Origin of the sequence: Acinetobacter sp. YH12045, assembly GCF_013419925.1 — a bacterium.
Classification (GTDB): Bacteria; Pseudomonadota; Gammaproteobacteria; order Pseudomonadales; family Moraxellaceae; genus Acinetobacter; species Acinetobacter amyesii.
In genome coordinates this window covers 81,049-93,697 of record NZ_VOZE01000009.1, presented here as the reverse complement: position 1 = coordinate 93,697, position 12,649 = coordinate 81,049, and the positions used below count along the sequence as shown (strand labels likewise).

Genomic DNA, 12,649 nt, shown 5'->3' with positions numbered 1-12,649 from the left:
TCAACTCATTGATTCCCAATTGGAACTAATATGCGTGTTAATGATCTGAAAAGTTTGATGGCATTTATTAGTGTTGTTGAACAAGGAAGTTTTACTAAAGCATCAGAAAAATTACATCTGACTCGTTCCGCTGTCAGTAAGATGATTTCAAAGCTTGAGGTACAGCTCGGAGTAGTACTTTTTAACAGAGATACACGTCATTTAGCTCTCACAGAAGAAGGTAGTATTTTCTATGAACATAGCCAGCGGGCTGTACAAGAATTATTAATAGCTGAGACATTATTTGAAAGTAATAATCAAAATATTCAGGGAATGATACGTATCTCTATGCCTGTATTATTTGGACAAAAGTTCATAGTTCCGATATTAAGAGACTTAGCAGATGAACATCAAAATTTGAATATGGTTCTTTCTTTTAATGATCGTTATATTGATTTAATTGAAGATAATTATGACCTAGTGATAAGAATTGGTAATTTAGAAGATAATAGTCAATTAATGGTTAAAAAGATTTCTGAGCATGCAATGTGGCTCTGTGCCACACCTGAATATTTAAAAAGATACCAGGTTCCTGAGAGCATCAAAGATTTAGATAACCATCAGACTATTGGATATTTGAAAAATGGGCAGCTTGAAAAGTGGATATTTCAAAGTTCTCATCATAAAACTATGAAATATTTGCCAAAAAATAAAGTTCAAATGGATGACATAAAAAGCATATTAGATTATGTACTAATGCATGGAGGAATTGGTTGGTTACCTTCCTGGTTGATTCAAGAATATATACAAAGTGGTCAATTAATACACCTACTTACTAACTATTCAAGTACTAACTATCCTATTCAAATTGTATGGAAAAGATCAAATTTCTTACCAATACGTGTTCGTACTACCATTGATAAAATAGCTTCATCAATACAAAAAGATAGCGTCATTAAATAAGATTTATAAGAGAGGAATTCTAAATTGATAGTAATACAAAATCTTTCTAGTTTAATTTTTAAACACGGATTTATTAAGCTTTCCTAAAATTAACATAATACACCTTATACGAAATTCTTGAAATTTTCCTATAAGTATCAATATTTTATTGAAAATCGTTCCAGTAAACAGCATATTGGAACGGTTTTTATATCACTATTCCACCAATACGCTTATAACTTATTCAAAATCAGAAGAGTTTGTTTAGCCCATCTACGCTATCTGTTTTAGATGCTATAACCTAGCCTCAATTTTTCATTGAGGCTCTATTCCAAAAACACTGATTTTTCAAAGTGCCTGAATTGCATAGCATAGAGCCAATTTTTCAGCGAGTTTCGCCATGATTTGGTTCGTCATCACAGTTTTTGCAATCGCAGGTCTAATTAAAGGCACGATTGGGTTAGGCCTGCCTGCGGTATCGATGGGCTTACTCACCATGGTGATCAGTCCATTTCAGGCAGCCACGTTATTGATCATTCCATCTATGGTCACCAACTTTTGGCAACTATTTGCCGAAGGGCAGGTGCTGCGCCTCATTCAACGCTTTTGGCCCTTGTTACTTGGGATTATCGTCGGTTCAATTTGGAGTATTTTTCCAACTTTAGGACATGGTGAATTTAAAAGTGAAGCTTTACTGGGGGGCATGTTGGCACTATACGGACTGTATGGGCTTTGTGCGAAAAGCTTGCCGAACTTTGCACCACATGAAAAATGGCTATCTCCAATGATCGGTTATCTCGGTGGAGCACTGACTGTAGCCACAGGTGTAGTGGTGATTCCTGTGGTGCCATATTTGCAAGGTTTACAGCTCAAACGCGATGATCTTGTACAGTCACTCGGTTTGGCCTTTACCACGTCAACCATTTGTTTGGCAGTGTTCTTACAGCAAAATCCTGTGGAAGATCTCCCGATTGATTATGCCATGTCAGCTATGGCACTGGTTCCTGCGCTCATTGGTATGTGGGCAGGGAAAAAAATACGTTACCGCATTCCAGAACAAAAATTCCGTAAGGTGTTTTTTATCGGATTGATTGCCCTTGGTAGCTATATGATGCTGCACCAGTTTGGCGTAATTTAAAGACTAGACTTAGCTATCCAAAGCAGATTTTTGTGACAGTAGAAACTGACTGAAATGCTGATAATTTAAGGGTAAATCATCAAAATTACGTGCGGTGAGGAGCAGTTTTCGATTGGCCCATTCACCGCTGAGCTCAACTTGTGCAAAGGCATACAAATTGAGTAATCGTTGGGCCGCACGTTTTGGCATGATGGCAATGCCCACACCATTCGCCACCACTTGCGCGATCGCGGCAAAGTTCGGCAACCGCAGCCGATAATGAATTTCACAGCCGAATAATTTGGCTTGAGCCTCGATCGATTGTTGCAAGGAATGATATTGCATCAAACCGACAAAAGGATAATGCAAAATCTCTGCGGGTTTGACGCTAGGTGTGGTGGCCAATTCATGGGTTATAGGACAAATCAGTACCAAAGGATCATCGGCAAACTCAAGTGTCTGTAGTTGTTCGGATTTAAAGAAACCTGAAATTAAGCCTAGTTGTGCATTACCTTGCTCTATCGCTGCAATGATGTCTTTAGACTCGGCTTCATGCAGCTCAATTTGTGTGTTGGGATTTTCCAGTAAATAACGTGGTAACAAGACCGGTAAATATTCACTTTGTGCAGATGAATTACACCATAAGGTCATATTGGAACTTAGCCCATGGGCAAAGGGCAGCATCGCGTGTTCTAATTGTTGCCCCTCACCTAAGATGCGCTGCGCATGTTCAACCAAGGTTTGACCGGCAAGGGTCAGTTTGACCCCTTTGGCTTGGCGAGTGAACAGGGCTGTGCGGTAATGCTGTTCGAGTTTTTTAATCCGTTCACTGGCTGCTTGTAGCGAGATGGCAGAACGAGCAGCGCCTTTGGTCAGACTGCCGCTGTCTACAATGTGCAGCACCAATTGAAGGTCGAACAAATCCAGTCGCATAGGGTGTATTCCTTGGCTAATGCCTTATCTTACCGAAAGAGCAGCTATAAAAAAAAGCGACCTTTCGGCCGCTTTTCAAATGAATGTTGTATTCTTTTTTAAATGCTTTGGAGGCTTATTCTGATTTATCGCCCAAGCTAAAGAACCAATTCAAAATTAGCGCTGCAAATGTAGCAGTACCAATACCACCTAAGTTGAAGTTACCGAATTGAAGTGCAAAGTCACCTGTACCTAAAATAATCGTGACTGCTGCCACCATCAGGTTTTTATTTTTTGAGAAATCGACTTTGTTTTCAATCCAAATTTTCGCACCTGCAATGGTAATTAGACCAAATACAACAATCGATGCACCTGTCAAAATGGCTTGCGGAATGGTATGAATAATCGCACCAAACTTTGGAGAAAGACCAAGGAAGATGGCGAATACACCTGCAAATACAAACACGATGGTCGAGTAAACACGCGTTACTGCCATCACACCAATATTTTCGCCATAAGTGGTCATACCCGGACCGCCGACACCGCCTGAAAGTGTGGTTGCAACACCATCTGCAACGAAGGCTTTACCAATGTGCGGATCGAGGTTTTCACCTGTCATCGCGCCCACAGCTTTGATGTGCCCAAGGTTTTCTGCAACCAAAATCAACGCAATCGGTGCAATGATCAGCATGGCATTGAAATCAAAAACAGGCGAATGGAATTGAGGAACACCAAACCAAGCGGCTTCTTGTACGGGAACGAAATTGATTGGCGTGCCATGACCCATGACATTGGAAATGATGTAATACACCAAATATGCCAGTAATAGACCGACCAATAGCAATAAGCGTTGTAATAAGCCCTTCGTGAACACCGCAATCGAGCCCATACATAGTACAGTGACTAATGCCATCCACATATTAAAGTTATTACCGGCAACCCCTTTAATGGTCACTGGGGCAAGGTTGAGACCAATGATCATCACCACTGCACCTGTAACGACAGGTGGCATGAGTTTTTCAATCCAACGGGTACCCGTTGCCATCACGATAAAACCAAAAATGGCATATAAAATACCGCAGGCCATAATCCCACCCGCAGCCAATGCAATATTGGCATTGGGCGCGCCAGTTCCTGATGCAGCATAACCTGTTGCGGCAATGACCACACCAATAAAGGCAAAGCTAGAACCTAAATAACTTGGTACACGACCACCTGTCATAAAGAAGAACAGGATGGTACAGATCCCCGACATTAAAATCGCAAGGTTGGCATCAAAGCCCATCAAAAATGGCGCAAGGACCGTTGCACCAAACATTGCAAAGGCATGTTGTATCCCCAATACAACACTTTGCACAGGAGGTAGGTACTCATTTGTACCTACAGGACGTGCATCAATATTGCCTTCGTACGGGCGCCATTTGGGAAACCAATTGGACATAAAATGAGCACTCAATAGATAAATTGTGCACATCATACTCTTGTTTTTTAGAAGATTTAATCTCTTTTAAAAATATTTTGTTCAAACTAATTACATGACTTTACATGTAAATTTACCAAATGGTAAAAGTTTTAAAGGTGTAAAAAAGGCATTAAATCATGCAATTAATCCAATAGGATAAGAGTCAATACTTCATAAATTTTTCTTATTTTATATATTCCAAAATAAATTAAAACCAATATGAATGGTCAAAAAAAAAGCACACAGTTCTGTGTGCTTTTTGAAAACTTGGAAGATTTAGCCAGTGTTACGCAACCCTGCCGCAATACCCGCGATGCTGACCATCAACGCATGGTCGACTGGGGTATTTTCAGCCTGACGCTCGGCAAGGTAAGCGCGGCGGCGTTTCATTAGCTCGGCTTGCAGTAAATGTAGTGGCAATAAATAAGGTTTACGCACCTTCATGGATTGGTCTAGCACATCGTTACTGCTGAGTAATTTTGATTCACCTTTGAGTGCTAATAGCGTTTGTACCGCATCACGTAAGCGCTGACGCAACTCTTCGCCCAATTGTTTGAGGTCTGAGTCATCAGTCAGATGAGACTCATAATACAGCGCCACATGACCATCGGCTTTGGACAAGACCATTTCCAACATATCAATTAACGTTTGGAAATAAGGCCACTGTTGTAGCATTTCTTCTAAGGTTGCTTTTTGACCCTGATCAATCACTTGATTAATCGCAGCACCTGTACCGAGCCAAGCAGGTAACATCAAACGGATTTGCGTCCATGCGAACACCCAAGGAATCGCACGTAATGACTCAATTCCACCGCTAACTTTACGTTTGGCTGGGCGTGAGCCAAGCGGTAACATTTGCAGTTCAAGTTCTGGTGTCACAGTCCGTAGATATTTTACAAAATGCGGATTTTCACGCACGGTTTGACGATACACCTGTACCGACAGATCCGTCATGCTGTGCATGAGCTGACGCCATTCCTGTTTCGGTTCAGGCGGTGGTAATAAGGTCGCTTCTAAGGTCGCTGCGGTGTAAATTTCTAAGTTTTGTAAGGCAATGCCTTCTAATCCAAACTTGAAGCGAATCATTTCCCCTTGTTCTGTGACACGGATCGCTCCTGAAATCGAACCCGGTGGCTGTGAAAACAGCGCTTGCTGTGTCGGCGCACCACCACGGCTGATTGAACCGCCACGGCCATGGAATAATGTCAGTTGTACATCATGTTTTTTCGCAACTGCGGTTAATTCTTCCTGTGCACGATACTGCGCCCAGTTTGCCGACATAAAGCCCGCATCTTTGGCTGAGTCTGAATAGCCAATCATCACCTCGTGTTTACCCTGAATATGCTGCTTATACCAATGCATATTAAATAGGGTATTCATGGTACGGGCTGCACCATCCAAATCTTTTAAGGTTTCAAACAGTGGCACGACACGTAGCGCTTGTTTGATGCCGGCTTCTTTTTGCAGTAACAATACGGCCAAGACATCACTCGGATGTTCTGCCATGGAAATAATATAAGCCCCTAAACTTTCAGGTGGCTGTTCTGCCAAAGTGCGCATGGTCGCAAAGACTTCTTGTACATCCGGATGTTCAATCAGGCTTTGTTTCGGTTCATTTAAAAACTTCGGTAGCAGTGGACGTTTGCTTTGTAGTTCCTGAATCAAGAAGTTTTGACGGGCTTGCTCCGTCCATGTTTCAAAATTGCCTAAACCTAAATATTCCGTAATGGCAGAAATGGCTTGGCGATGACGAGTCGACTCCTGACGAATATCGAGTTTGAGTAATTCGATACCGAAACAATTCACCCGATGAATAAAGTCGAGTAACTGACCATTGGCAATTTCAGGTAAACCGCTGTCAATCAGTGAACGGTAGCAAACCAATAGTGGATCGAGCAGCTCATGGCGGCTTTTAATGACTTGGCTATCGTCAGCATCTTCACCACGGAGTTTTAGTGCCAACCAGTGACGAGTGGCTTTGAGGCGTTCCCGCGCATCACGGAGATATTCGCGATACGGCTCAGGGTGAAAATGCCCCAAAGCATCACTGAGTTCTTTACTGCACTCCTGAATCGAAAGTTCCCAACGCAGGTCTTCGATATCGCGTAAATACAGGTCGGCAGCTTTCCAACGTGAAAGCCACAGCACCTCTTGAGTAATATTATGGGTGACGTTTGGGTTACCATCACGGTCACCGCCCATCCATGACGCAAAGCGCACAGGGGCAACATTTAAAGGCAAGGTCTTGCCACAATGATCTTGAACCATGCCATCCAATTCACGCATGAATTTGGGTACAGCATTCCACAAGGTCTGTTCAATGGTCGTGAAGCCCCATTTAGCTTCGTCGACAGGCGTCGGGCGATGTTGACGAATTTCATCCGTTTGCCATGCCGAGCAAATCAGTTGTTTTAAATCATCCAGTACGGCTTTGCGTTCACGTGGCGTAAGTTTTTGTTGATCCATTTTAAACAGGCAATCATTAATCCCATCATATTTTTGGATCAAGGTACGGCGGCTAACTTCAGTTGGATGTGCAGTCAGGACCAATTCAATTTTTAATTCACAAATTTGTTGGAACAGTTGTTCCGCACTGATGTTATTGCTTTTAAATTTTTCAAATAAATGATCGAGTGGATTCGGTGAAGGTGCTTGCTCATCAAACTCACTTTGGCGACGGCTGCGCACCACATTGTACTGTTCGGCAATATTGGCAAAGTTGAGAAAGTGCGTAAATGCACGGGTCAGTGGCAAAATTTCTTCATCTTTTAAATTTAAAAATAATTGTTCTAACTGTTTTTCAGCTTCAACTTGTCCATCTCGCGCGCCTTTAGACAAAGCACGAATTTGCTCTACCTGATTAAACAAATCTTGTCCTGCATGCTGCTTTAGGGTTTCACCTAATAAATTGCCCAGTAAGCGCACGTCTTCACGTAATGGAGCATCAATTTGTTGAATCATTTGTTATTTCTCCGCGTATTCCTGTCTCGACTATACCCCGAAAGTGCCATGGCAAAAGGGGGTACAGACAAAAGTCGGATGACTTTTCTAGCTAAATGAGCAATAGCTATGCCATTTGTTTCAGTTTAGCGTTGAAATATTTCAGAAAATGCTTAGCTCTGCGTGCCGAGTTGATATTTCAACATAAAGATGTCGATGGCAGAGTGAATAATGGCCTGTCGCTCTGCTGCTTCAGGTACTGGGCGCATGCCCAATAAGACTTCTTGATGGCGTAGGCCCATCAGTAGCGACACAATCAGTTCAGTTTGTCTGGCAGGATTATCCTGCTGAATGAAATTTAAAGCCGCTGCGTCTTGAAAGAAATTCTCCCAGACTCGGCGCATTTTCAAATGTGAGGCACGGAAAAACTGTTCGACCAAAGGACTGTGTTCGGCAGCCAACTCCAAAAGTAATAAGTCCAGTTTAATGGCTTCTGGCAAATTCATGATGTTCAGTCCCAACTCACAAATTTCAACGAAAGCCTGCATAAAATGACTTTCGCTGTGCAGATGTCGCGGGCGGGTGTTCAAAATATATTCACAGGTATCTTCAATTGCACTGGTAAATAAAGTGGCTTTGTCCTGAAAATGGTTATAGACCGTCAGTTTGGTGACCCCTGCATGTTGCGCAATCTGATTCATGCTGCAACCGTGATAGCCCATTTCTAAAAATAATTGTTTTGCAGACTCTAAAATCCGTTGTCGTTTTTCTAAGTCTTTCGGGCGGCCGACATTCATTTGCTGAAAAAATTCCAAAAAAGGCGAAAAGGTCATTGATTTAGGATAATTAATCTAATTAATGTACCGCATGGTTTATTAATTAAAAAATAACCAAATTAATTGAATAATATTCTGCCCTAAAAAAGACTTTTTATTAAGAGCGAACTTCATGAGTACGATTAAGACCACAGTTGTCAGCATGATTATCGTTTGCAGTGTGACCTTATGGGGATGCAGCAAGGATAAAGCCCAAACGGAACAGGAAGTGCCATTTGTGATGGTGACTCAGCCGGGCGCCACACATTTTGAACAAAAAAGTTATGCGGGCGATGTACAAGCACGCCAGCAAACAGCTTTAGCTTTTCGGGTTGGCGGCCAAATCACTGAGCGCTATGTCGATGTTGGAGACCAAGTCCGAGTCGGGCAAGTCTTGGCAAAATTAGACATCAAAGATGCACAGTTGCAACTGAATGCAGCACAAGCACAGCTTGAAAGTGCGCGTTCCGCTGCACAGATTGCTGAAGATGAACTAAAACGCTTTAAGCAATTATTGCCAGTCAATGCTGTGAGTCGTTCGCAGTACGATGCGGTGGAAAACCAATATAAAGCGGCACAGTCGAACTTAAAGCAAGCCCAATCAAATTATGATGTGAGTCGTAATCAGACCGGTTATAACCAATTAATTGCCAATAAAAATGGGGTCATTACTGAGCGTAATATTGAGATTGGTCAAGTGATTGCAGCAGGACAACCGGCATTTCAATTGGCGATTGCAGGTGAACGTGAAGTGGTCATTGGTGTGCCTGAACAAGCGGTTGCTGAAATTAAAACGGGGCAGGATGCATGGGTCACCTTGTGGTCGAAACCACAGGAAAAATTTGCAGGCTATGTACGTGAAATTAGTCCTGCTGCCGATCAGTCTCGTACTTATAGTGTCAAAGTGGCATTACGTGAAGGCAATAGTGCCATTCAACTGGGGCAAAGTGCACGGGTATTTTTAACCAAAGCACAGCAGAATGTTTTGCATGTGCCGTTATCGAGTGTGTCTGCGAGTGGTCAGCAGGCGTATGTGATGGTGGTCAATGCAGATAATACGGTACGTAAAGTTCCAGTAACTTTAGGCGAATACGGACGTGACAGCGTGCCCGTACTTAGTGGTCTGCAAGCAGGGGATTTTGTGGTGGTTGGCGGCGTGCATTTGCTCCGCGAAAAACAAAAAATACAACCTGTTGATCGTGAAAATCGAGCGGTACACATTCAGGCAGGAGTTAAATAATGAATTTTAACTTGTCTGAGTGGGCACTAAAAAATAAAGGCTTAATCCTTTATTTTATGATTCTACTGGGCATCGTTGGGATATTTTCTTATTCCAAATTGTCGCAGAGTGAAGACCCGCCATTTACCTTTAAAGTCATGGTGATTCAAACCTATTGGCCTGGTGCAACAGCCAAAGAAGTATCAATGCAGGTCACCGATCGAATTGAAAAAGAACTGATGACCACGGGGCAGTATGAACGCATCATGGCGTATTCACGTCCGGGTGAATCCATGGTGACCTTTGTGGCCAAGGACAGTTTACGTTCGCAGCAAGTCCCCGATGTTTGGTACACCGTGCGTAAAAAGGTCAATGATATTCGCCATCAATTGCCATCTGGGGTGCAAGGTCCTTTCTTTAATGATGAGTTTGGTGACACCTTTGGTAATATCTATGTGCTGACCGGCAAAGACTTTGACTATGCCATCATGAAGGAATATGCCGACCGTTTACAGCTCCAGTTACAACGGGTCAAAGACGTTGCGAAAGTGGATTTAATTGGTCTACAAGATCAAAAAGTTTGGATTGAAATTTCCAACACCAAAGCCACACAAATGGGCATACCCGTGACGGCGATTCAACAAGCCTTGCAGCAGCAAAACACAGTTGCCAGTGCCGGCTTTTTTGAAACCAATTCAGACCGGATTCAAGTGCGTGTCAGCGGCAATTTACAAAACATTGATGAACTGCGTCAGATGCCCTTATTGGTGAATGGTCGAACGATTCAATTGGGTGATGTGGCTGATGTACATCGTGGCTTTAGTGATCCACCACAGCCGCGTATGCGTTTTATGGGCGAAAATGGTTTAGGCATTGCCGTGTCGATGCGTAAAGGTGGCAACATTCTGGCTTTGGGTAAAAACCTAGAAACAGAATTTGCCCGCTTGCAAAAAACTTTGCCCTTGGGTATGGAACTGAAAAAAGTTTCTGATCAGCCTGTAGCCGTGAAGCGCAGCGTCAATGAGTTTATGAAAGTCCTCGCTGAGGCGGTGATTATCGTCCTATTGGTGAGCTTCTTCTCCTTGGGTTTCCGTACGGGATTGGTTGTGGCATTTTCCATTCCATTGGTCTTGGCCATGACTTTTGCTGGCATGCAGATGTTTGATGTTGGGTTGCACAAGATTTCTTTGGGGGCATTGATTCTCGCACTCGGTTTATTGGTGGATGATGCGATTATTGCCGTCGAAATGATGGCGATCAAAATGGAGCAGGGCTATAGCCGGTTACAAGCCGCCGGACATGCATGGCGGACCACTGCATTTCCAATGCTGACAGGCACACTGATTACTGCGGCTGGCTTTTTGCCGATTGCCACAGCCGCATCGAGCACAGGCGAATATACCCGCTCGATTTTCCAAGTGGTCACCATTGCATTGGTGGTGTCATGGTTTGCAGCAGTACTGTTTGTTCCCTATCTGGGGGATAAATTACTACCCGATTTCAACAAAGACTTAGTACAAAAAACCCCGTGGTATCAGCGCCTGTGGGCACGTTTACGTAAGCAGCCCGAACCTCAGCCGATGGTGCATCATGCCGGCGAACATCATGATCCTTATCAGTCTCCGTTTTATCAACGTTTCCGTGGTTGGGTCGACACTTGTGTGACCTATCGCAAGACGGTGATTGCCGCGACGGTTGGCATTTTTGTGTTATCGATTTTAATGTTTAAAACCGTACCACAGCAGTTCTTCCCACCGTCAAACCGTGCTGAAATTTTAGTGGATTTAAAGCTTGAGGAAGGCGCCTCACTGAAGGCCACAGAAGCGGCCGTAAAAAAAGTCGAAGCGTTCTTGTCGAAAAAACAAGGCATTGATAATTTTGTGGCTTATGTGGGGACAGGTTCGCCGCGGTTTTATTTACCTCTAGATCAGCAGTTACCCCAAGCCAGTTTTGCTCAGTTTGTGGTATTGGCTTCATCTTTAGATGATCGCAATGAGATCCGCCAGTCATTAGCAGAAGAAATTCGTAAGCTCTTACCTGAAGTACGTACTCGGGTTTCACTTTTAGAAAATGGGCCACCTGTGGGTTATCCATTGCAGTTCCGCGTGTCGGGTGAAGATCTAAGCTTAGTGCGTGAGTGGGCACAACGGGTGTCTGCAAAAGTCAGTGAAAATCCGAACACCACCAATGTGCATTTGGATTGGGGTGAGCCAAGCAAAGTCATTAAACTGGACATCGACCAAGATCGCGCACGTCAAATGGGGGTTTCCAGTCTAGATCTGTCGAACTTCCTGAATAGTTCAATCAGTGGTGCAGTGATTAATCAGTATCGTGAGAAACGAGAGCTGATTGAAATTCGGATGCGTGGTGATCAAGCGGAGCGATTGGATGTCGGTTCGCTCAGCAGTTTGGCTGTACCGACCAGCAATGGTGGTTCAGTACCATTGGCGCAGATTGCGAAAATTGAGTATAGCTTTGAAGAAGGTTTGATTTGGCATCGTAACCGTTTACCGACCATTACTGTGCGCGCGGATATTCGCAGTAAATTGCAACCTGCAACGGTGGTGGGTGAGTTAAAAGATTCATTTGATCAGTTACGTGCAGAGATGCCGAATGGTTATCTACTCGAAGTAGGCGGCACTGTGGAAGAGTCAGCACGAGGTCAAACTTCTGTAAATGCGGGCATGCCATTATTTCTCGCAGTTGTCATGACTTTGTTGATGATTCAACTACGCAGCATGTCACGGGCGATGATCGTATTTTTAACTGCACCTTTGGGCATTATTGGCGTGGTGTTATTCCTGTTATTGTTCAATAAACCCTTTGGTTTTGTGGCAATGCTCGGCACGATTGCACTGTCAGGCATGATCATGCGCAACTCCTTAATATTGATTGATCAGATTGAACAAGATATTCAGTCTGGGGAGTCGGCTTGGGATGCGATTATCAATGCGACTGTACGTCGTTGCCGTCCAATTGTGCTGACTGCATTGGCCGCTGTATTGGCGATGATTCCACTTTCTCGCAGTATTTTCTTCGGTCCAATGGCCGTGGCGATTATGGGCGGATTGATCGTGGCGACCCTGCTGACCTTGTTCTTTTTACCTGCGTTGTATGCACAGTGGTTTAAAGTGAAAAAAACTCAGCAGAATCCTTAAAAGTGTCATAATATTGGGTGCGAAATATTGAATTTTTCTCTATAGTAGCACCTGATCTACAAAGACATTTTTAAAAAGTAAAACAACCACAAGTGCAGCGCGGCA

At 43.5% G+C, this 12,649-nt stretch carries 8 protein-coding genes; 4 read left to right on the top strand and 4 right to left on the bottom strand.

What is annotated here, in order from left to right; all coding sequences use genetic code 11:
* Nucleotides 1-30: 30 nt before the first annotated feature.
* A complete protein-coding gene (locus tag FTU02_RS12320) occupies nucleotides 31-942 on the top strand; it encodes a LysR family transcriptional regulator (protein WP_078194112.1) in 912 nt (303 codons plus the stop codon).
* 379 nt (nucleotides 943-1,321) lie between these two features.
* Nucleotides 1,322-2,059, top strand: coding sequence for a sulfite exporter TauE/SafE family protein (locus tag FTU02_RS12315; protein WP_180085965.1), 738 nt, complete (start codon nucleotides 1,322-1,324; stop codon nucleotides 2,057-2,059).
* Between the two features lie 9 nt (nucleotides 2,060-2,068).
* Here the strand turns inward: FTU02_RS12315 and FTU02_RS12310 are convergent, their stop codons facing one another.
* The 4 genes from FTU02_RS12310 to FTU02_RS12295 all read right to left on the bottom strand — a co-directional run bounded on the left by FTU02_RS12310 (nucleotide 2,069) and on the right by FTU02_RS12295 (nucleotide 8,149).
* Entirely contained in the window at nucleotides 2,069-2,971 is a 903-nt protein-coding gene (locus FTU02_RS12310; RefSeq protein WP_180157341.1) for a LysR family transcriptional regulator, read from the bottom strand.
* A 115-nt stretch (nucleotides 2,972-3,086) separates the two neighbouring features.
* The gene (locus FTU02_RS12305) at nucleotides 3,087-4,391 is read right to left on the bottom strand and encodes a solute carrier family 23 protein (protein ID WP_180157339.1); all 1,305 of its coding nucleotides are present in this window, start codon (nucleotides 4,389-4,391) and stop codon (nucleotides 3,087-3,089) included.
* 297 nt (nucleotides 4,392-4,688) lie between these two features.
* Nucleotides 4,689-7,373, bottom strand: a complete 2,685-nt coding sequence (gene ppc, locus FTU02_RS12300) for a phosphoenolpyruvate carboxylase (protein WP_180157336.1) — start codon at nucleotides 7,371-7,373, stop codon at nucleotides 4,689-4,691.
* Nucleotides 7,374-7,525: 152 nt separating this feature from the next.
* The gene (locus FTU02_RS12295; protein ID WP_180157334.1) at nucleotides 7,526-8,149 is read right to left on the bottom strand and encodes a TetR/AcrR family transcriptional regulator; all 624 of its coding nucleotides are present in this window, start codon (nucleotides 8,147-8,149) and stop codon (nucleotides 7,526-7,528) included.
* A gap of 151 nt (nucleotides 8,150-8,300) precedes the next feature.
* On the opposite strand from FTU02_RS12295, the gene FTU02_RS12290 reads away from it, so the two are divergent.
* Nucleotides 8,301-9,407, top strand: coding sequence for an efflux RND transporter periplasmic adaptor subunit (locus FTU02_RS12290; RefSeq protein ID WP_180035052.1), 1,107 nt, complete (start codon nucleotides 8,301-8,303; stop codon nucleotides 9,405-9,407).
* Nucleotides 9,407-12,544: an efflux RND transporter permease subunit gene (locus FTU02_RS12285; protein WP_180157332.1), complete on the top strand. Its 3,138-nt coding sequence runs from the start codon at nucleotides 9,407-9,409 to the stop codon at nucleotides 12,542-12,544. Before FTU02_RS12290 ends, FTU02_RS12285 begins: the two co-directional genes overlap by 1 nt.
* Nucleotides 12,545-12,649: the final 105 nt, after the last annotated feature.

Coding starts and splice junctions, on each gene's coding strand:
- FTU02_RS12320 (WP_078194112.1), top strand. CDS start 31: ATGCGTGTTAATGATCTGAAAAGTTTGATGGCATTTATTAGTGTTGTT.
- FTU02_RS12315 (WP_180085965.1), top strand. CDS start 1,322: ATGATTTGGTTCGTCATCACAGTTTTTGCAATCGCAGGTCTAATTAAA.
- FTU02_RS12310 (WP_180157341.1), bottom strand. CDS start 2,971: ATGCGACTGGATTTGTTCGACCTTCAATTGGTGCTGCACATTGTAGAC.
- FTU02_RS12305 (WP_180157339.1), bottom strand. CDS start 4,391: ATGTCCAATTGGTTTCCCAAATGGCGCCCGTACGAAGGCAATATTGAT.
- ppc (WP_180157336.1), bottom strand. CDS start 7,373: ATGATTCAACAAATTGATGCTCCATTACGTGAAGACGTGCGCTTACTG.
- FTU02_RS12295 (WP_180157334.1), bottom strand. CDS start 8,149: ATGAATGTCGGCCGCCCGAAAGACTTAGAAAAACGACAACGGATTTTA.
- FTU02_RS12290 (WP_180035052.1), top strand. CDS start 8,301: ATGAGTACGATTAAGACCACAGTTGTCAGCATGATTATCGTTTGCAGT.
- FTU02_RS12285 (WP_180157332.1), top strand. CDS start 9,407: ATGAATTTTAACTTGTCTGAGTGGGCACTAAAAAATAAAGGCTTAATC.